We start from the raw sequence: 19,664 nt of genomic DNA on the forward strand, positions 1-19,664 counted from the left end.
CACCTCAGTGGCCCGGCCGGACGCGGAGCTGGATCACATCATCCACCAAGTACCGCGAGCCTACGCAGCATTCACGCCGGCACTCCTCGAATCGTCGAACTCCTCGGGCGACGCGCGGGTCGGAGCGTGGGGTGCGCTGAGCCCTGGCCGTGATGGCCGAGTTGCCCAGCGACCTCCTCGGGCGGACCGGGCCGGTCTACACCGAGCCCGCCGGCCCGATGATGCACTTCCGGCCCGCGATCGAGTAGCCCTCTCGCACCATTCGCCCTACGTGCTCGACGAGCTGCGGCCGCTCGGCCGCCTTGATCCGTTCGGTCAACGTGGCCACGGTGTCACCGTCGTCCACCGGCACGACGGTCTGCGCCACGATGACGCCCGTGTCGACACCGGCATCGACGACGAACAGCGTCGCCCCCGTGACCTTCACGCCGTATGCCAGCGCATCAGCCGGACCATGGATGCCGGGAAACGAGGGAAGCAGCGCGTTGTGCGAGTTGACGTAGCGGCCGTCGAAGCGGTGGAGAAACCCCGCACCGACAAGCTTGAGGAACCCGGCCGAGATCACCAGGGTCGGCTCGTATGCCGCGACGATCGCGGTGAGGCGCTCGTCCCACGACTCGCGCGTCTCGTGGTCCACCAGGCGCAGGACATGGGTCGGGATGCCTCGAGTCTCTGCGAGCCGTTGGGCGCCCGTGTCGGCGCGATCAGTGACCACCGCAGCGACCGTGGCTCCGTAGCACGGGTCGTCGCTGGCACGAAGCAGGGCATCAAGCAGCGAACCGGCCCCGGACGCCAGGACGACGATGGGCTCGGGAGCGCTGACCACGGCGACAACCTATCGCCACTGCCCGACGACCACTTGGTGCCGATGCCGGACGCCGACCAACGACATCGAACCGCACGCGCGCCGAGGACGCAGGATCGTCAGGTGCGGCTTGGACGCGGTCTCAGCAGGACGCAACAGCGTCCGTCGGCCGGTTCGAGCGCGGCGGCCACAGGCTCGCGCTGCTCCTCGGCGTAGGCGGCGAGCAGCGCGTGGTTCATGGTGCATACGGTGTCGCGTGCGACGGTGACGATCTGGTGGAACGGACAGTTGCGCAGCTCGACGACACCGTCGGAGCGGCGCTCCGGCTGGTAGCCCAGCCGACCGAGCTGATCCGTCAGGCTGGCGCCGGGCTCGTGCGCCCGGCTGAGCGCGGTACCGCAGGCCCGTGCCCGCCTCAGGAGCGCCTCGCGGTGCGGCCCATCGGGGCCGAGCTCCTCCATGGCGAGGGCGAGGACTCGCGCAGCGATGTCGGTCCGGCGAGGCGGGATGGTCAGGTCGAACTCGACCGCCCCGACGCGGTACCACTTCGCCGATCGCCCAGCGCCCGGGCCGCCGGGCCGCTCGTCCGGCCGGGCGTAGTGCACGTCGAGCAACCCCTCCTCCGTCAGCTTGTCGAGGTGGAACGCGGCCAGCCGGCGGCTGATGCCGAGCGTCTCGGCCACCGCTGCACGCGTCATCGGCCGCCGGGCGTCCTCGACGGCCAGGTAGACGGCTCGGCGAGTCGGTTCGCCGAGGGCGCGGACCAGTCGGTTCAGGCCGGGCAGTCCGCGTTCGATGCGCATGTTCATCTCTAACACCAATGGGTACTGGTCAAACAGGTCGGCTGGGGCCTTCCGAGCCTGCGCGCAGGTTCGGGTGCTGCTCCAACGCTCAGGAGTGGTTCGACGCTCGCCTCGGGCGCACCGAGGCCGCCCATGGAGGAGCAGTGATGCGAGAGAGCGTGTGGTTGGCGACGGCGGACCTGCCGCGGTATCCGGTGCTCGAGTCGGATCTCGAGGTCGACGTGGCAGTCGTGGGTGGTGGCTGGGTCGGGTTGACGACCGCGCTGCTCGCGCAGCGCGACGGCGCCCGGGTCGCCGTCCTGGAGGCCGCACGGGTCGGTTCCGGCACGAGCGGATACACGACCGGAAAGGTCACCTCGCAGCACTCGTTGCTCTACGCCGACCTGGTCAGGCGGCACGGTGAGGAGGACGCACGGCGCTACGCGGACGCGAACCAGGCCGGCCTGGAGAAGGTCACCGCCCTGGTCCACGAGCTCGGCATCGACTGCGACCTGACCCGTGCCCCTGCCTACACCTACACACGCCAGCCGGACCAGCTCGCCGAGATCGAGGCCGAGGTCGATGCCGCCGCCCGGCTGGGGCTTCCCGCGGCGCTGGCCGCCGAGACGGACCTGCCGTTCGACATCGTGGCCGCTGTTCGGTTCGACGACCAGATCCACCTCCATCCCGGCCGGTTCCTCGGCGGGCTCGCGGCCGCCGTGACCGCGGCCGGCGGTCAGGTGCTCGAACTCACACGGGTGACCGCCATCGACGAACAGCCCGACGGGACAGTAGAGCTCACCACACACACGGCGAAGGTGCGGGCCAACCAGGTCGTTGTCGCGACACTGCTGCCGCTGGGTGTGACCGGCGGCTACTTCGCCAAGACCCGCCCGTCGCGGTCCTACGGCCTGGCTGCACGGCTGACCGCGCCAGCACCCGCCAGCATGACCATCTCCATCGACTCACCGACGCGATCGACCCGGCCCTGGCCCACGCCCGGCCCCAACGGCCTGATCGTGGTCGGCAACGGTCACGAGACGGGCGCGGAACCTGACACGGAGGCGAAGTATGCCGATCTGGAGGAGTGGACCAGGTCGACGTTCGACGTCGAGGCCATCGACTACCGCTGGTCGGCCCAGGACTACTCGACGCCCGATCGGCTGCCGTACGTCGGACGCTCCCCGACGAGCCGCACGGTCCTCGTGGCGACCGGCTTCCACAAGTGGGGTCTGAGCAACGGCACCGCCGCCGCACTCATGCTGGCCGACCTGCTGGCCGGCCGTGACAACGCCTGGCTGCCGACCTTCGACGCGACGCGAATCGGCGACGCGAAGGGCATCGGCGAGCTCATCAAGGACAACCTGAAGGTCGGCAAGGAGTTCGTCGGTGGCCGTGTCGCGCGCCTGAGCTCCATCCCGGCCGACGAGCTCGAGCCCGGCCACGGCGGCCTGATCGACGTCGACGGTGACACCGTCGGCGCCTATCGCGATCCCGACGGCGACCTGCACGCGGTGCGCCTGACCTGCACCCACCTGGGATGCCCCCTGCGCTGGAACCCGGCCGAGACGAGCTGGGACTGCAACTGCCACGGTTCCCGGTTCGACGCCGACGGCTCCATCCTCAACGGCCCCGCCGTCGAACCGCTCGAGGAGGTCGAGCTCCCGGTGGAGCCGTGAACGCGAGCAATTTGACCTGAATCCTCGAGTGCCGCGTACATAGGCTGTGCGCGTGCTGCTGACGATCACGACGAACGCCACCGAGTCCGCCACGGGACATGTGGCAGCGAGCGACCTCGGCTACCTCCTGCACAAGCACCCAGACCGGGTCCAGGCGTTCGACCTACCCGTCGGTACCGCACACGTCTTCTACCCCGAGGTCAGCGAAAACCGTTGCACCGCAGCGCTGCTGCTCGAGGTGGACCCCATCGGACTGGTCCGTGGCAAGCGGTTCGGCGGCGACGCGTTCGCCCTCGCCCAGTACGTCAACGACCGGCCGTATGCCGCGTCGTCGATGCTCGCGGTCGCGCTCGGGAAGGTGTGGGGTACCGCTCTGAAGGGCCGCTGCGCGGCCAGGCCGGATCTCGAAGGTGTGCCGCTCCCCCTGCGCATCGCGGTGCCGGCCGTGCCCTGCTCGGGCGGCCCAGACCTCGTAAGACGGCTCTTCACCCCCTTGGGTTGGAACGTCACGGCACGCACCGTGGCGCTCGACCCGCAGGTGCCCGCCTGGGGCGACTCTCGCTACGTCGACCTCGTGCTCGACGGCACCATGCCGCTCGCCGACGCCCTCAGCCACCTGTACGTTCTCCTGCCAGTCCTCGACGGCGCCAAGCACTACTGGGTCAGCACCGACGAGGTGGACAAGCTGGTGCGAAACAGCGGCGCGTGGCTCGCCTCGCACCCCGAACGAGACCTCGTGACCCGACGCTACCTCCGGCACCAGCGCTCGTTCGTCGCCGACGCCACGGCCCGCCTCGAGGCTCTCGACGACACGGCCTCGGACGCGTCCGAGCTCGACGCGGCGGCGACAGCCGACGGGTCCGAGCCCGAGCCGCCCACCTCGCTGGTCCGGCTGCGGGCCGCCGCGGTGCTGAGCGCGCTACGCGACGTCGGTGCCCACCGCGTCGTGGACCTCGGGTGCGGCGAGGGCGCCCTGCTCCGTGAGCTGCTCGCCGACCCCACCTTCACCGAGGTCGTCGGCGTCGACGTGGCCGCCGGGGCCCTCGAGCGCGCCGAGCGGCGGCTCGCGCTCGAGCGGATGCCGGACAGCGTGCGGGGCCGGCTGACCCTGCGGCAGTCGTCGGCCACCTACCGCGACCGAGCCATGGAGGGGTACGACGCGGTGGTCCTCATGGAGGTCGTGGAGCACCTCGACCTCGACCGGCTGCCCGCGCTCGAGCGCAGTGTGTTCGGGCACGCCAGGCCGGCCTCGGTCGTGGTGACGACCCCCAACGCCGAGTACAACGTCCGTTACGAGAGCCTCACGGCGGGCACGATGCGTCACCCGGACCATCGGTTCGAGTGGACGCGGTCCGAGTTCGCGGCCTGGGCCTCCGGCGTCGCCGAGCGCTACGGGTATGCCGTCGAGCTGCGTCCGGTCGGCGACGAGGACCCGCTGCTCGGGCCACCCACCCAGCTCGGGCTGTTCCGGCGAGCGGCCTCGTCGCTGAGACCCCCTGATGACAGCCCTTCGGTCGACGGGGGCGCGGCATGACGCGCATCGCCGTTCCGCAGCTCGCCCTCGTAGCGCTCGTCGGCGCCTCGGGGTCGGGCAAGTCGACGTTCGCGGCCCAGCACTTCGGCAGGTTCGAGGTGATCTCAAGCGACTTCTGCCGCGGACTCGTGGCCGACGACGAGAACGACCAGGCGGCCTCGAAGGACGCCTTCGACGTGCTCGGCTACATCGCGGGCAAGCGCCTGGCCGCTGGACGCCTCACGGTTGTCGACGCGACCAATGTCTCCAAGGACGCCCGGCGCCAGCTCGTCGAGCTGGCCAAGGCGCATGACGTGCTCCCGGTGGCGATCGTCCTCGATGTGCCGGTGTCGGTCGCGGTGGAGCGCAACCGTTCGCGTCCTGATCGTGACTTCGGTGCGCATGTCGTCAAGCGCCACCATGACCAGCTCCGTCGGTCGCTGAAAGGCCTTGGGAGGGAAGGCTTTCGCAAGGTCTACGTGCTGAGCGGAGTGGACGAGATCGCGTCCGCCGAGGTCATGCGGGAGAAGCTGCTCAACGACCGGCGCGACGAGCACGGCCCCTTCGACGTGATCGGCGACGTGCACGGTTGCCGCGTTGAGCTCGAGGCCCTGCTCGCGCGTCTGGGCTACGTCCTCGAGCGCGACGACGGGGGCAGGGCCGTCGACGCGTCCCATCCCGACGGACGACGCGTCGTCTTCGTGGGCGACCTCGTCGACCGCGGTCCCGACACCCCGGGCGTCCTGCGCCTTGCGATGGGCATGACGGCGGCCGGGCACGCGCTCGCTGTCCCGGGCAACCACGAGCACAAGCTCGTCCGTGCGCTCGACGGTGCCCGGGTGCAGGTCAGCCACGGTCTCGAGACGACTCTCGCGCAGCTCGACGACGAGCCGGCCACGTTCCGCACGGCTGTGCGCGACTGGTGCTACGACCTCGTCTCGCATCTCGTCCTCGACGAGGGGCGCCTCGTCGTGGCCCACGCCGGCCTGAAGGAGGCCTACCACGGGCGGGCGTCCGGGCGCGTGCGCTCGTTCGCGCTCTACGGTGACACGACAGGGGAGACCGACGAGTTCGGGCTGCCCGTGCGCTACCCGTGGGCACGCGACTATCGGGGCCGCGCCATGGTGCTGTACGGCCACACCCCGACACCCGAGCCGGAGTGGGTCAACAACACGATGTGCCTCGACACGGGCTGCGCCTTCGGCGGCCACCTCACGGCACTGCGCTACCCCGAGAAGGAGGTCGTGCAGGTGCCGGCCGAGCAGGTCTGGTACGAGCCGGCCCGGCCGTTCCCCGTCGCTGGTTCGACCGAGGTGGCGAGGGACTCAGCGGCACGTGGTGACGACCTCGACCTGGCCGACGTGCTCGGTCGCCGCGTCGTCGAGACGGCGCATCACGGCCGCATCTCGATCCGCGCCGAGAACGCCGCCGGCGCCCTGGAGCTCATGAGCCGGTTCGCGCTGCACCCACGGTGGCTCGGTTACCTGCCCCCGACGATGGCGCCCGTCGCGACCTCGAAGCGTCCGGACGTGCTCGAGCACCCCGACGAGGCGTTCGCCGCATACGCCGATGCGGGAGTCCGCGACGTCGTGTGCGAGGAGAAGCACATGGGCTCGCGGGCCGTCGTGCTCGTGTGCCGCGACGCGGACACGGCCGTCCGGCGGTTCGGGGCGGGCGCGGGTGAGACCGGAGCGATCCACACGCGCACCGGCCGCTCGTTCCTCGACGCGGCGCTGACGGAGCAGCTGCTCTCCCGGGTGCGTGCAGCGGTCGATTCCGCCGGGCTCTGGGAGGAGCTGGGCACCGACTGGATGCTCCTCGACGCGGAGCTGCTCCCGTGGTCGCTCAAGGCGGAGGCACTGCTGCGCGAGCAGTATGCCGCCGTCGGCGCTGCTGCCCGCGCCGCGTTGCCGGCGGCCGTCGAGGCGTTGGAGCGCGCCCGCGGGCGAGGGCTCGACGTCGCTGACCTGCTCGAACGCACCTCCCAGCGGCGGGCCGACGCAGAGGCCTTCACGGCCGCCTACCGGCGCTACTGCTGGGCGGTCGACGGGCTCGACGGCGTGCAGCTGGCCCCCTTCCAGCTCCTCGCGGGCAAGGGCCGGACCTGGCACGACCGCGGCCACCTCTGGCATCTCGAGCAGGCCGACCGGCTCGTCGCCGCCGACCCCCAGACCTTCCGCAGCACTCGACGCCTCGTCGTCGACACCTCCGACCCGCAGTCCGTGGCAGCAGGCGTCACCTGGTGGGACGAGCTGACCGGGGCGGGCGGCGAGGGGATGGTCGTCAAGCCGTCGGCGGGCCTGATGCGCACGCACCGGGGCCTCGTGCAGCCCGGTCTCAAGGTGCGCGGTCGCGAGTACCTGCGGATCATCTACGGACCCGACTACACCTCACCCCAGCACCTCGAACGGCTCAGGGACCGCAACCTCGGCCACAAGCGTTCGCTCGCCCTGCGTGAGTACGCGCTCGGGCTCGAGGCCCTGGACCGGCTCGCCCGGGGCGAACCGCTGTGGCGGGTGCACGAGCCGGTGTTCGCCGTCCTGGCCCTCGAGTCGGAGCCGGTCGACCCGCGCCTGTGAGCAGGTCGTCGTGCGTCATGGGGTGATCCGTCCGGTCGCTGCGAGCTCCTCGGCCACGTCGAACAGCTTCCGGTTGGTGTGCTGGCTCACGCTCACCAAGATGCTGAAGGCGTGGTCGGGCGTGATCTTGAAGCGCTCCATGAGTATCCCCTTGGCCTGCCCGATCAGGTCTCGCCGCTCCACGGCGATCTTGAGGTTGCGGACCTTCTCGGCGTCGGCGAACGCGATCGCGGCATGGCTGGCGAAGAGCAACCCGACGTACTCCGACTCGTCGTCGAAGCTGCCCGGTGTGCGGCTGTACAGGTTGAGGGCGCCGAGGTCGTCGCGCTCGACGTAGAGCTGGAAGCACAGCATGCTCATCGCGCCGAGAGCCGCTGCCCTGCAGGCGAACTCGGGCCACCGGTCCTCCACGGTCATGTCAGCCACCCGCACGGTCTGGTGCTCGTAGGCGGCGTCCAGGCAGGGACCCTGGCCGGTCTCCACCTGCAAGGCGTCGACCTGGGCGGGAAGCCCGCCCAGCAGGTGTCGGGAGGTGACGTCCCACTTCCCGGTGACCAGGCTGATCGAACCCTCCTCAGCGCCAGGGACCAGCTCGACGGCCGCTCGCACGATGTCGTCGAGAACGAGCCCCGGGCTGCGTTCGGCCTCGACACGGCGGGCGAAGGCGCTCAGGTCCCGTGCCAGCTGGTCGTGATCGACTGCCAAGCCCTCGTTCTGCGCGGAAGGTTCTCCGCGTCCGTCCTGTAGGTCACGGGCCATATCTGGACAGTAGGACGTGCACCAGGGGAGTGGTAGCCGACGACGAGAGCCCATGGCTCGGTGGACGCACGTCAGCGTCACCGGCTCGCGTCACCTCGTGGCTCGGGCCACAGTCGTCAGTGCTCGGGATCTCGCAGTGAGGTCGGCGAGAGGAAGGGCTGGAGCAGGTCATCCTCGCCCAGGCTCGGCGACCGCCGGGCGATCCCGGCCAGCAGGTCCGCGACCTGAACCCGCGGATCGTCTCGCGAGTCGACCGTCACCAGCCCAGCGAACGGCGACATCCGAACCGGTCGGGCCTCGGCGTCGGCCGTCGGTGCCGAGTCGGTGCTGTCGCTCAGGACCTGTTGCAGGCGCCTCAGTCGACCGGCCGTGAGCGCGCTCTGCTCATCGTGGATCACCAGCACCTGCCGATGGCCGCCGCTCCAGAACAGGACGGTCTCCGCCAGCGCCGGCAGCATCGGCTCCAGCGGTGGCGGGATCGACGGGTCCCCGTGGGCCAGCCGGCTCACAACGGCCCGGACCCGGCTGCGAGTGAGCCCGTCGAGCACCCCGTCGGCACCGTCGCCGAGCCGAGCTGCCAACGAGTCCCGCGCCTGGAAGAAGCCCTCCAAGGCGCGACGATCCGGCCGATGCCTCCTCTTGGTCCGGACCAGCTCGACGAAGGCCCCGAGGAAGACACTCCAGTCGGGGCCGCTCGCGCGCCCAGCCCGATACAGGGTGAGGGCGGCCCGACGGTCGGCCTGGGTCAGCCGAGTGCCGGCCGCATAGGAGGGCTCGACCAGGAACAGGTCGACGATCCGGGTGACGAGGAAGTACTCCTTGTCGACCACGTGGACGTGCGCTCGCCCGCTCAGCGCCGCCAGCAACCACTCCAACGCCTCGCCCGAATGCGGGCCGCGGAGAAACTGCCCGGACTTGACCTCTTCGAGGGGCCTTCGCGATCCCGACCGCAGCGCACGGAGGAGCTGAGCCGCCTCGTCGACACCCAGATCGACACTCGCGTGCGTGAAGACCGGGGTGGCCACGTCGAGCAGGTTGCTGCCGGAGAACCCCGACTCGTCGCAGGCGATCTCCACGACGGCGCCGCCGAGCGCGTCCATGGGCAGTCCGCCCTGAAGGGGCAACCTCTGATCCCTCAACACGCTGATCATGCTCGTCCGCCGCCACGCATCACACCACCGATTTGCGGTGACGGGGTGGTACGGATCTGCGACTCCAGACGTCCGTCGCAGGCGACAGGAGGACCTCGTGCGGCTCTTGGGGAGTCCGGAACCACAGGCGATTCCGACGCTTGCGGGTAGGTTGGGAGGGCCGCTTGACGCTTGTGGTGCGTCGAGTCTGCTGTCGAAGGAGTCCGCGGATGCCGAAGGTGGAGCTGGACATCGAGACGAGCGCGTCGCCCGAGGCTGTGCGTGCGGGCCTGCTGGACTTCTCCGATCGGCGGCCGGAGATCTGGCCGGGCTTGGAGCCCAGCCTCTTTGAGGTCTACACGATTGGCGACACGTTCGCGGACGTGAAGGAGGGCAGCAGGATGCCCGGCGGCAACATCTGGGCCAAGGAGCACTACGACTGGTCCGCGAGTGACCTGGTCACCTGGACCGTTCAGGAAAGCAACTTCTGTGCCCCGGGCAGCTTCGTCTCGGCCCGGATCGCGCCCACGGACAAGGGCGGCAGCCGTATCCACGTCATCTGGAACCGTACGCCGACCTCCCTCACGGGACGGCTGGCAACGGTCCTGATCCAGCTCACCCGCGGCAGGCCCGTTGCCGCCTCGATGCGCAAGGCGCTGGCCAAGCTCGGGACGCCACCCGCCTGACGGCTGCCACCATGGACCCCATGAGCGCGTTGTCGAGCGCGTCAAAAACGCTGTCGAACAAGCAGTTCCACGACCGACGTGTGGTTGACGGTTGGGTCTTGCTCCGATGCCAGTCAGTACCGACGGGACTTCGGCTTCCCGCCCGTGGACGCAAGGTGACCTGCCGGACCGCGTATTTTTGGCCTCTTTGGCCCTTCTGAACCGGTGTGGGCGCCAGCAGGCGCCACCCGCCCGAGACGATCGCCCCGGGCACGTACCAGGAAGGGTGAGTGTGATGTCCTCTGTTCTCTCCACCATGTCGCGGACCAGGAAGCGGGCCCTCGCTGCGGGTGCCGTCGTGCTCGCCGGCGCCGGGATCTCGGCCACGATGATGACTCCTGCCGCGCAGGCCATTCCCATCCCGCAGAAGTCGTGCGCGTTCGACGCCGCCAGCAACACCCCTGCAAACGGCTGGCGGCCGGTCAACTCAGCGGTGACCATCAACAACGGCGCTGTGGGCCGCTACGTGGTTGTGAACTTCAACGCCGACGCCGGAGTGAGCACCCTCGCGGAGATCCGCCTCGGCTACCGGGTGGACCTCGGTGGCGTCCAGACGCCCGGTGCGCAGAACTTCGCAAACCACACGGAGTACTGGCAGACGCGCCACAGCATGGTCGTCATGTACGTCCCCGCCGGCGTGCACACGATCCGTCCCTACTGGCGGATCAGCGGCGCCCTCGGCAAGACCGGGGTCATCGCCGCCCGCTGCCTCACGGCAGAGGCGTACACCTCCTGACCGCACCTGGAGGACCTGCCCGCTCCTGTGGACGCAGATGGGGCGCCCATCCGAACCGGATGGGCGCCCCATGCTCGTTTCGACCCCTGGACTGTCAGGAACGCGCCACCAGCACGTCGATGAACGGCTCCTCGCGGTTCGACGAGGCTGTCCGGCATCTCGCTGGCACCCGGTTGGGATCAGCGCTCCCGTTGATGGCGCAAAAACGCAGCGAAAACATGCGCTGACCTGCGCAAAAACGTGTGGTGCCCCCGGCAAGATTCGAACTTGCGACACCCGCTTTAGGAGCCGCATGCGGCCTCTTATCGGGGGTCCTGCAGTGGGTGCTCGTGTGCGTGATCGCTTGCCGTTGTTGGGGTCCCCGCAGCGACCGGTTGGGATGCCGTGTGCCACAAATGCGCCACGCGGGTCGGCGCAGTGATCCGGACGAGTCGGGCTGGAAGGCCCCGCGCAGAAGGCGCACCGAGAAGCCAGCCGAGCGGGCCGTCCACGCCGCCACCCGCTCGAGGTGGGCAGTGGTCCTCCGTGGGAGCCGGCCAGGCACGCGACGGCTGGGGCTCCCCTCGTCCTCAGCGCCTGAACCTCAGCCCAATTGCCGGGTGGCATGGTCGACCGCCTCCGTGCGAGAGGGTGCCGAGCGGTCAGAGGCGCCCGAGGATCTCGGCCTTCTTGATGGCGAACTCTTCTTCGGAAAGGATGCCCGCGTCGCGGAGCTCGGCGAGCTGCTTGAGCTGGGCCAAGTGGTCAGGTGTGGCCGGGGTCTGGGCGGCGGGTCGGTGTCGTGCGGCGATTGCTTGCTCGACCTCGTTCCTGAGCGCCTCGAAGTCTGGCATCTGCTTCTTGACGAAGATGACGCTGTTTTCGTCCTTGGTGGCGTCGACTGTCTGGGAGCCGAACCGGGACCGTGTCTCGTTGCCTCCACCAAGGGTGAACGAGATGAAGCCGTTCATCATTGCGCCGGCGGGCTTCCACTGCACTGCGGTGATGGACCCGAGGGGGATGCGCTTCTCGCCCTTGCCTATGGATGCGCGTGCGAGGAACCCGGTGCGCCTGATCGTGACGAAGTCGCCATCGAAGTCGACCGTGCCGTTGTGACCTTTGACCTCCACGAGAGTTCTCCTGTCATGCCATGCGAAGCCGAGGTGACCTACCTGCGCATTGAACACCCTCGTTTTGGAGTTGTCAGGACATCGCCCGTCCACATTGTCGTGTCGCTCCCACCGTCGGTTGGTCCGGCCGGCGCAATCCTTCGACTCGACAGCAGAGCAGGGCAACTGGACGGAGCGGCTGGGTCATGTGTGACCCGAAGCCATCGTGCAGCGATGGCCACCCTTGGCGAACTTGCGCGCCTGGACGAGTCTCGGGAGGACAGGGAGGTCTCCATATGCGGCAAGCGGTCGACTTCGTCTGCTCGAGCGTCAGCCCGCGCTCCAGTAGCGCGGGGTGCGGTGGGGTGCGCGTAGGCGCGCCAGCGCCGGAGCGCGGGGTCCCCATCGCGGGGCCCCGCGCTTCTTCGCGCCGGAGGCGCGCTTGAGCCAGTACAGAAAGTCCTCACCGGGAAGTACCGCGGCGGCGCCCACTTCCAGCACAACCTCGGCACACCCTTGGGTCCGGGCCAACGCACCGCGACTTGGGCCTCGGCTGGGTGATGCGGCGGCCCACCGTCCCTTCGCACGCCGGCGTTGCACTGCATGGCTCGTTCGTCGGAGGATCGGTCGGCCGTAGGAACGACGAGCAGCTCGACAACGACGCGGCATGACTCCTGGAGGGCGCCGAACTAGCCGGGGCCGACGCCCGTTAGCGCGGGGGAGGGGGCCATGCCACCACAGGGGTGCGACCATCACTGGATGGAGGACGACCATGAAGACGACGCCCTTGACCAGATCGCCGAGGACTTCAAGAAGTACACCGGCGGCCGCAACATGCGCACGGAGGCCGCGGCGCTACGTGGTACGTACTTGTCTAGGTGGATGGACCTCGAGCTCAACCTGGACGAGTTGATCACGGAGTATCTCGAGGTTCCCGATAGCAAACGCGAGGACATGACTGACGGGCTGCTGCCCGAGATCATGTCGGTTAACGTCAAGGTCGAATTCCTCGAGCTCATCGTGCGCCGGGTGGATCCCACGAGCAAAGCTCACACACTGACCCGCCAGGCTCAAGTGATCCGGAACGCGCTGGCCCATAAGGCGGCGAACTGGGCAGACATCTCTCCTGAGGTGCAGGCCGGGGCGATCGCCGTCGTCAATTACAAGGGCGGACGGCGACGGACCACTTACATTGAGCCCAACGTTGCGCTGTCTGGTCTCAAGGCTGCAATTGACGCGATCTACGAGCTGACCCTCAAGGCTCGACCGGACTACGTCGAGCGCATGAAGGCGCGCACGCGCGCCGCGATCGGGGCGGGGCCCAGCAGTCCGAACCTGACATGAGTCCAGGGTTGAATGCCGAACTCGCTTGGTAGTAGGGAAAGTCGGCGTTGCTGCCAAGGAAGTTCGTCAACGGAGGACGCGGGAATGATGATTCACTCCCGCGTCGCCCCTAGCTATTCACGGCTTAGTCGGCCTTGGGCCTGTTGTGGTCCTGCAGCAGCTTGACCACCTCGAGGGGAACCCGGAAGCCGGGAGCCCGCTGATACGACTTGACCTTTGGGTCATAGTCGGGCTCCAACAGATCGGCGGCGCCCTCGGGAAGCTTTCCAGCGAGGACAAGCTCCTTCTGGATTCGGTTCACCGGCCGGGTGAACCCCTTGAGCGAGCGATCGTCGGTGTACTTGCCGAGCTTGTACACGGTGTTGCGGTCGACATAGCCACTGCCGTTCTTACAGGCCTCGTTGATCACCATGCCCTGGACTCCGTACTTGCTGAGCAGCCTGGTCATGAGCTCCGTGTATGCGTCGAGCGTCCAGCCCGTGCTCTCCGCGGCGCTCAGGTCCACGTCCTGCGAACCGTTCGAGTCGAACTCGATCTTCGCGATGGCCGCGAACAGCTGGTCACGCTGCTGCGGCGTCCAAGCGGTCACGTCAGTCGAGATGACGACGCGGGCCGCAGGGTGTTTGTCGGTCATTGATCTACTCTTTCTGTTGCTGGTCCCCCTGGAGCGGCCGAGAGATGGCAAACCTTGGTGCCGCTCCAGAGGGGCTCGCGTCTGCGTGCAGCATCACCATAGCCAGTTGATCTGGCACTGTCTACAGATGTACTGCACCTGATTTGTGTGCGACACATCATTGGGTCGATCCAGACTCATTTGCGTGTGCGTGCGGGTCCGGCGATCGCTACCCGGCGATTCGGTGGGCGACACCCCTAGGCTGCGCAGTGCGTAGGAAGAGTGAGCCTCTTGGGGGTCGGAACGCATGCAGGAGTTTTGGGCCTTTTTGGAGCGGTTCGCCACGTCGCCGGGCGCCGCTGGGATCGCGGCCGTCATTGCTGCCGGGATTGCGTGGAACGCCGCCAAGAAGACTCGGGAGTCGACGGAGCGAACGAACGCGAGCCAGCTGGAGGAGACCCGGCGCCAGGCAAGGCTTCGAGCTGAAGCAGAGCGAATGACTCAGGCGATCGCGTGGCTGTCGACCTATGGGGACACCCTGGCGACCGGGGAAGTGACACGGATCATTGAGTCCCTGAGGCGTCTTGAGCTGTCCCAGCAACAGCATGCGATGCTTATTGGCGTCGGACAAATGATTGCGGCACGCAAAGCGGCCGCACTGCAGAACGTCGCGGCCAGGTCAAGTGGCCCCACGGCCGGGTCTGGGACTCCGACCTGATGATCGGCGAGCGAGGAGCCGAAGAGTGAACGAACCCGAGGGCGAAGGCAGCGCTAGGGCCACAGATCATGCGCCCGATCAGGCCGACCAAGAGCTCGATGCGGCGCAAGATGACGCAAACACGATCGAGGCTGAGGCCCGGCTCCGGGCTGCGCAGATCCTGGCGGACGCTCACGAGGAGGCGGGCGCTCTCTTTGCCGCGCAGACGTACGTCGTCCGTACTTTGATGGCAGCAGCGCTGGCAGGTAGACGGGACGTGGGTTACTTTCGGCCCCATCTCGAGCACGAGCCTGATCCAGAGGTAAACCCTGAGGTGACTGCAGCACAGGCCGCCCTGGCTTCTTTTGCAGAAGGTCAGCGACGAGTTGGGCACCAGTTGGCGGATCGCCTTCAGTTCTTGATGAGGATGGACCCAGAGGTCATCGCCGTCCGGTCGTCAGTGGATCAGCTTGCGAGATGGGCCCTGATCCCATTCCGGGAAGCCGACGAAATCAAGGCGCGCCTGGACGAGGCCGCGTCACACAACGCTCTGTTCCGAGACTTCGGTACGGCGACGCGCGGCCTCAGCAGTGACATCGGTACTGCTGCGCGAGGGTGGGCCAAGAGTGCCGAGCCGGGCCGGTCAGCTGCGAAACCCAAGCGACCGGCCGCATCCGTGAAAGAACCTGCCGGGATCGAGCCGGCTGGAGACTCCCCCCACGAGCTGCCGCAGGCAACGCCCGCCGAGCTTGAGGAGCTGCGTCAGCTGCACGCGCTTATCGACGAGATGCGCAAAGAGAACCCTTCGATTGAGAGGCAGGGAATCTGACGACCTCCTAGAGGGCGGAGGCCTGGTGGTGAGAAACCGCCAGGTCAGGGGAGGCATGGAGCTGCTCCTGCAGAGCGTCCCGCCAAGCGTCGGGCGGTCCCCAAGCCGACGAGCGGACAACTCGTGCTCGGGCAGCCGTTTGCCCTGCACCCAGAACTGGACTGAACCGCCGGCGGCCAAGACCGCCGATCCGTCGAGGCGATGGACCGCGCCGCGGTGAAGTACAGGGTGTCGCCACGCGCGACGATGACTCTGTCGTAGGTCTTTTGCTACTGATGAGCGGTTTGCGTGGCACCATCAGCCCCATGAGTTCGGGGTCGCGGGGGCGAAGGGCGGTTGTGCGACTCGCCCAGCCGCCTGGATGCCGGAGCTGCGGAGGAACTGAGGGCGGCGGACGATGGTCGCTGTATCGGGCAGCTAGTGGTGGCACAACTTGGTATCACGAGCAGCAGCAGCTCATCGAAGGGCTCAAGGAGTCAGATCGAGCCATCTGTCTGGCTGAGATCAAGGCAAAGATGAGGCGGGCAGAGGCCGGGGCGCTGAAGTTTCGGCCATCTGGCGGTGGCCCGTGCGACGTGGACTTCATGAGTTGCACGAGCGTGGTCCTCGAACTGCGGCTCGAGCAGTACCTCGGCGAGGACGGCTCCAGTCGGATCGTTCGGATCTACTTCACAGAGCCGGAGCATGAGTCGGACATGCTGCTCCTTCTGTACCTCGTGTGGAAGAGTCCGGGGCCGATCGGCCTGGACGAGCAGACCCAACATGCCCGGACCGCCCAGTTCCGGGCGGACCAACATGGTTTCTGATCTCACGATTTCGTATTTCTCGTCGGTCTGTATGACACTATGACGCCAAGGTCATGTACGGCTGGGAGGGAGGATCACGATGAATCTGGACGAACTACTCGGGATTGATCCGCACGATCCGTCTGCGATCCTCGCGGATGAGTTGGTTGAGAGCCACTACAAGCTCCTCAAGGACCTGGTCGACGTCAGGCGGCAGAGGGGCTTGACCCAAGCGCAGGTCGCCGACCGCATGGGCATCTCCCAAGGTGCGGTTGCTCGGATTGAACACGGTGACCGCGATCCACACCTGTCTACGCTGCGTCGCTACGCCCACGCGGTGCGCGCGATGATCAGTCATACCGTGGCACCGTTCGACCGCAACCGTGAGGTCGTCGTCGACCACCTAGCGGACGACCCATATGAAGCATGGGCACAAGCCTCAGTCGTGCTTGTCGGAAGTCGAGGCCGTGGCTGAGTCGCTTCAGGTCAGCCTGCCGCATGGCCCTGACTGGTTCGAGTGGCCGGATGGCGCGCCGGCGGTAATGCCCGGAGGGATCAATCTGCTCCGAAGCGTCATTCAGCCATCACACAAGCCAGAGGGTTACAAGTTCGATATCAGTGTGGCGAGGGCAGACGAGCCCGAGGAGTCTCCGACCGGGTACTTCGGCCTGCTGGCAGAGTTCCAGATTTGTTCCGGCGAGTGGGTCTGCGGGGCGAGCGCACTGCTGTACCTGCAGTGCCGTGATCTTGGACTCCTCAAGTTGTCCGATCATGAGTTGATCGCGACGTATGGCCCGTGGGGTTCGCACGCGCTGTGGGACGTCTTCGTGATCCATGGCCGCGCCCTGAATGCTGGTCACGGCGCTAACATCACGTTTCCTACGATGACTCCCGAGCCGACCAGCCTGAAGCCGAGCGACCCTGAGACAGAGCGAACCTAGGTCTGACTGAAGCGCAGTGCGCCACGCACGACTTCGATTGCTCAGTCAGAGCGAGCGGAGTCGAGGCCCACTAGGTCCCAGAGACCCGCGAAACGAGAGCTCGACGCTGCCAGTTGCCCACGAACCGGGTCATCGTCCAGCGCTGCGACGTTCAACTGTTCGAGCAGACGCCGCGTCGTGATGTGCGTGGCACCTTTCCCGATGGCCTCCGCGGCAATGGTTGAAACGTGCTTTGGATGAGCCTCGACCGTCGCCCGCAACCGCCCGGCCTTGTCCTCCTCGTATGCGATTTCATCGACAGCGAGAGTCGCAAGGATGCGGCGGGCCTGGTCCAAGTGCTCCGTATGGGCAACCGCCAGAGCCAGGGGGAAGTCCTCGAGGCGCGGCGTCTTGATCAGCCAAACTTCGGCGCCGATCTCGGTTAGCGGCGTTGGACGTCTTCCTCGCCGCATCTCCACAGCGCCCCGTGCGCCAAGCGCCGCCGCTGCGACCAGGGCTGATGCTTCGGTGGGGTGCCACGTGAGAATGGGTCGTATCGGCTTCACGTCCGGCAGGGTGATGTTGCCTTCGTGCCGTCCCCCAACCTGGTTGAGCCGGGCGATCACGTCGTCCTCGCTCAGCTCGGCGTCTGCGCCAGGCCCAAGCACCGCGAGCGACGTCGAAAGACCTGTCGAAAGCGCGGCTGCCAGCGTGATGGAGTCGGCCAGCGGACTCAACAGACCCGGCTCGGTGCCGGTCGAAACTATGTCGCCGCCCACATCGACAACGAGGAGCCGGTCGGCATCGACGGCCGTCGCGAGTGCTCGAAGTTGCTGCGTCAGGCCACGCACGCCGTCGTTGAAGTCATGCAGAAAGATCCGGGCATCTACTTCAGCGGTCACCCGGGGGAGCATGGACCGGCCTGACGGGATGGTGTCTGAATTTGGCAACACCTCGACCGCGAGGCCCCCGACGCTGCCCAGCCCGGAGAATCCCTCGACAGGCCGCGGTCCCGGTAGGGGGTCGACGCGAAGACGCTCCCAAGCGCAAGTCGTGATCAGGGCCGGCCCTTCCGCTTCAGGGTCAAGAACCCGTCGGCCAAGCAGCACCCCGACGGAGTCCCCGCCTCCTCCAGCCGCCACGAACAATGTCGTCATGCCCCTGATTGTGTCGCGGGCACGGTGCGACCCTCTACCCTGAAGTGGTATTAACCAGACGAGGAGACAGTCGTGAACGGCCAGGCGCCGACGTTGCCGAAGTTCCGAGAGATTGCGGAGCAGTTGCGCAAGCGCATTCTCGGCGGCGAGCTCCCTCCGGGGGAGGAGATCCCCAGCGAGCGAGCCCTCGCGCTTGAGTATGGAATTTCGCGGCCGACCGCCACGCGGGCCCTCGAGTTGCTGCGTCATGAGGGCTTGGTCTACTCCGTGCAGGGGTCGGGAACGTTCGTGGCGGACTTGGCGATTAGCCGTCGACCAAGCGACCGGTATCAGCGATCGAGAAACGCCGGCCGGATCTACAGTGACGGCGAACGGGCAGAGATCGTGTCGGCCGAACTTGTGGAACGCCCTCCCGAGCATGTCGCCAACGCGTTGCGGATCGGTCCGAAGGTTGCGGCGATCCGTCGTCGCCGTGTCATCTGGAAGGGCGACGTCCCCGTCGAAGTCTCGACGTCGTGGTTCTCGGCATCCTTGGCCGCGACTGCGCCGCGCCTCTTATCGACGGAGCGCATCCGGCCGGGGACAGTGGCCTACGTCGAAGAGGCGTCAGGTCGTCAGGCCACGTATGCCCGGGACCGGATGTCGGCGCGTGCAGCTGGCGCGGAGGACGCCCGATCTATGAAGCTAGCCAAGGTGACCGCGCCTGTGCTGGCCGTCGAGCACACCGTGTTTGACCAGCGTGATGAGCCGTTGGAGTTCGTCGAGGCGGTCTATCCACCCGGCCGCTGGACTCACGAACAGCGTTACGACCTCTTGTAGTCATCGGGTGCCACCTTCTCGCCGACCGGCCTTGCATCCGACAGGTGGCATATGCCACCCTGTTGCAAGTGGTATATGCCACTAGCAACCGATGAGAGGACACAGACATGGCTATGCAGAAGCGGTTCGGGGTCAAGCACGACGACGTGTTCCCGAAGATGGCGTTCCTCAAGGGCGGTGTCGACGCGGTGGCGGACTTCAACGCACCGGCTCGCCCGGACGGGTCCCGTCCGCAGCAGATCGACAAGGACACCGGCCTGCCGCTGTGGCAGGTGCTGATCCTCGACGCGGACGACGAGGCCGGAAAGAAGGACACTGCGGTCACGATCAAGATCGCGGCGAAGCACCAGCCGGTGCCGCCGGAGAACAAGACGCCGTTCCCGTGGACGCCTGTCGAGTTCGTCGGGCTGACGGCGCTGCCGTACGTCGAGTACACGGGCAGCAAGGACAAGGACGGCCACGACCGCACCCGGATCGTGTGGTCCTTCCGGGCTGAGGGCATGGTCGCCCCCGGTCAGTCGGCCGGTCAGTCGGCTGGCGGGTCGGCTGCTTCGAAGGGGGCGGCCTGATGCACCGGGTTCCCGCTCATGTGTGGGCGGTGGTCTGGGGTGTGGTGGTGTGGACGTGGCGGCACCTGCGCTGGACCGTCTTCGTCGCCGGTGTGGCGTTCGGGATGCGGATGCTGCCAGATGGTCAGCCTGCCG

The 19,664-nt window shown here is 67.6% G+C and carries 20 protein-coding genes; 13 read left to right on the forward strand and 7 right to left on the reverse strand.

Annotation, left to right across the window (positions count from 1 at the left end):
- Positions 1 to 196: 196 nt before the first annotated feature.
- Positions 197 to 826 (reverse strand): phosphoribosylglycinamide formyltransferase, encoded by a 630-nt coding sequence (purN, locus tag ACFQU3_RS10610; protein ID WP_385909471.1) that lies wholly within the window; start codon positions 824 to 826, stop codon positions 197 to 199.
- Between the two features lie 98 nt (positions 827 to 924).
- Positions 925 to 1,614, reverse strand: coding sequence for a helix-turn-helix transcriptional regulator (locus ACFQU3_RS10615; RefSeq protein ID WP_385909473.1), 690 nt, complete (start codon positions 1,612 to 1,614; stop codon positions 925 to 927).
- Between the two features lie 140 nt (positions 1,615 to 1,754).
- Here ACFQU3_RS10615 and ACFQU3_RS10620 point away from each other — a divergent pair, with 140 nt between their 5' ends.
- The 3 genes from ACFQU3_RS10620 to ACFQU3_RS10630 are packed head-to-tail and all read left to right on the forward strand — an operon-like array spanning position 1,755 to position 7,358.
- Positions 1,755 to 3,266 (forward strand): FAD-dependent oxidoreductase, encoded by a 1,512-nt coding sequence (locus ACFQU3_RS10620; RefSeq protein ID WP_385909475.1) that lies wholly within the window; start codon positions 1,755 to 1,757, stop codon positions 3,264 to 3,266.
- A gap of 52 nt (positions 3,267 to 3,318) precedes the next feature.
- A complete protein-coding gene (locus tag ACFQU3_RS10625) occupies positions 3,319 to 4,800 on the forward strand; it encodes a 3' terminal RNA ribose 2'-O-methyltransferase Hen1 (RefSeq protein ID WP_385909477.1) in 1,482 nt (493 codons plus the stop codon).
- Positions 4,797 to 7,358, forward strand: coding sequence for a polynucleotide kinase-phosphatase (locus ACFQU3_RS10630; protein WP_385909479.1), 2,562 nt, complete (start codon positions 4,797 to 4,799; stop codon positions 7,356 to 7,358). Before ACFQU3_RS10625 ends, ACFQU3_RS10630 begins: the two co-directional genes overlap by 4 nt.
- 15 nt (positions 7,359 to 7,373) lie before the next feature.
- Here ACFQU3_RS10630 and ACFQU3_RS10635 read toward each other — a convergent pair whose 3' ends face one another.
- Positions 7,374 to 8,063 carry an ANTAR domain-containing protein gene (locus tag ACFQU3_RS10635; protein WP_385909480.1) on the reverse strand — a complete coding sequence of 230 codons (690 nt, stop codon included), beginning with the start codon at positions 8,061 to 8,063 and terminating at the stop codon, positions 7,374 to 7,376.
- A gap of 170 nt (positions 8,064 to 8,233) precedes the next feature.
- Complete coding sequence (locus ACFQU3_RS10640; RefSeq protein WP_385909482.1) at positions 8,234 to 9,241, reverse strand: hypothetical protein; 1,008 nt, start codon at positions 9,239 to 9,241, stop codon at positions 8,234 to 8,236.
- Between the two features lie 236 nt (positions 9,242 to 9,477).
- Here ACFQU3_RS10640 and ACFQU3_RS10645 point away from each other — a divergent pair, with 236 nt between their 5' ends.
- On the forward strand, positions 9,478 to 9,933 hold the full coding sequence (locus tag ACFQU3_RS10645) for a hypothetical protein (RefSeq protein ID WP_385909484.1): 456 nt from the start codon (positions 9,478 to 9,480) through the stop codon (positions 9,931 to 9,933).
- Between the two features lie 274 nt (positions 9,934 to 10,207).
- Complete coding sequence (locus ACFQU3_RS10650; RefSeq protein WP_385909486.1) at positions 10,208 to 10,708, forward strand: hypothetical protein; 501 nt, start codon at positions 10,208 to 10,210, stop codon at positions 10,706 to 10,708.
- Positions 10,709 to 11,349: 641 nt separating this feature from the next.
- On the opposite strand, the gene ACFQU3_RS10655 is transcribed toward ACFQU3_RS10650, so the two are convergent.
- Positions 11,350 to 11,817 carry a DUF4429 domain-containing protein gene (locus tag ACFQU3_RS10655; RefSeq protein ID WP_385909488.1) on the reverse strand — a complete coding sequence of 156 codons (468 nt, stop codon included), beginning with the start codon at positions 11,815 to 11,817 and terminating at the stop codon, positions 11,350 to 11,352.
- Positions 11,818 to 12,555: 738 nt separating this feature from the next.
- Here ACFQU3_RS10655 and ACFQU3_RS10660 point away from each other — a divergent pair.
- Complete coding sequence (locus ACFQU3_RS10660; protein ID WP_385909490.1) at positions 12,556 to 13,140, forward strand: hypothetical protein; 585 nt, start codon at positions 12,556 to 12,558, stop codon at positions 13,138 to 13,140.
- Between the two features lie 124 nt (positions 13,141 to 13,264).
- Here the strand turns inward: ACFQU3_RS10660 and ACFQU3_RS10665 are convergent, their stop codons facing one another.
- Positions 13,265 to 13,774 (reverse strand): hypothetical protein, encoded by a 510-nt coding sequence (locus tag ACFQU3_RS10665; protein ID WP_385909492.1) that lies wholly within the window; start codon positions 13,772 to 13,774, stop codon positions 13,265 to 13,267.
- A 286-nt stretch (positions 13,775 to 14,060) separates the two neighbouring features.
- On the opposite strand from ACFQU3_RS10665, the gene ACFQU3_RS10670 reads away from it, so the two are divergent.
- The 5 genes from ACFQU3_RS10670 (at position 14,061) to ACFQU3_RS10690 (ending at position 17,005) form a co-directional block, all read left to right on the forward strand.
- Positions 14,061 to 14,471 carry a hypothetical protein gene (locus tag ACFQU3_RS10670; protein WP_385909494.1) on the forward strand — a complete coding sequence of 137 codons (411 nt, stop codon included), beginning with the start codon at positions 14,061 to 14,063 and terminating at the stop codon, positions 14,469 to 14,471.
- 25 nt (positions 14,472 to 14,496) lie between these two features.
- Complete coding sequence (locus ACFQU3_RS10675; RefSeq protein WP_385909496.1) at positions 14,497 to 15,279, forward strand: hypothetical protein; 783 nt, start codon at positions 14,497 to 14,499, stop codon at positions 15,277 to 15,279.
- Between the two features lie 584 nt (positions 15,280 to 15,863).
- Positions 15,864 to 16,085: a hypothetical protein gene (locus ACFQU3_RS10680; protein WP_385909498.1), complete on the forward strand. Its 222-nt coding sequence runs from the start codon at positions 15,864 to 15,866 to the stop codon at positions 16,083 to 16,085.
- 79 nt (positions 16,086 to 16,164) lie between these two features.
- On the forward strand, positions 16,165 to 16,539 hold the full coding sequence (locus tag ACFQU3_RS10685) for a helix-turn-helix domain-containing protein (protein WP_385909500.1): 375 nt from the start codon (positions 16,165 to 16,167) through the stop codon (positions 16,537 to 16,539).
- Complete coding sequence (locus ACFQU3_RS10690) at positions 16,532 to 17,005, forward strand: hypothetical protein (protein WP_385909501.1); 474 nt, start codon at positions 16,532 to 16,534, stop codon at positions 17,003 to 17,005. The genes ACFQU3_RS10685 and ACFQU3_RS10690 overlap by 8 nt, the downstream gene beginning before the upstream one ends.
- Before the next feature lie 41 nt (positions 17,006 to 17,046).
- On the opposite strand, the gene ACFQU3_RS10695 is transcribed toward ACFQU3_RS10690, so the two are convergent.
- The gene (locus ACFQU3_RS10695; RefSeq protein ID WP_385909503.1) at positions 17,047 to 18,141 is read right to left on the reverse strand and encodes a DUF1152 domain-containing protein; all 1,095 of its coding nucleotides are present in this window, start codon (positions 18,139 to 18,141) and stop codon (positions 17,047 to 17,049) included.
- Between the two features lie 72 nt (positions 18,142 to 18,213).
- Here ACFQU3_RS10695 and ACFQU3_RS10700 point away from each other — a divergent pair, with 72 nt between their 5' ends.
- Both ACFQU3_RS10700 and ACFQU3_RS10705 read left to right on the forward strand, forming a co-directional pair.
- A complete protein-coding gene (locus ACFQU3_RS10700) occupies positions 18,214 to 18,960 on the forward strand; it encodes a GntR family transcriptional regulator (RefSeq protein WP_385909505.1) in 747 nt (248 codons plus the stop codon).
- 107 nt (positions 18,961 to 19,067) lie between these two features.
- Positions 19,068 to 19,529 (forward strand): plasmid replication, integration and excision activator, encoded by a 462-nt coding sequence (locus ACFQU3_RS10705; protein WP_385909507.1) that lies wholly within the window; start codon positions 19,068 to 19,070, stop codon positions 19,527 to 19,529.
- The last annotated feature ends 135 nt before the right edge of the window (positions 19,530 to 19,664 follow it).

Source organism: Terrabacter sp. GCM10028922 (assembly GCF_042666095.1).
Classification (GTDB): Bacteria; Actinomycetota; Actinomycetes; order Actinomycetales; family Dermatophilaceae; genus Terrabacter.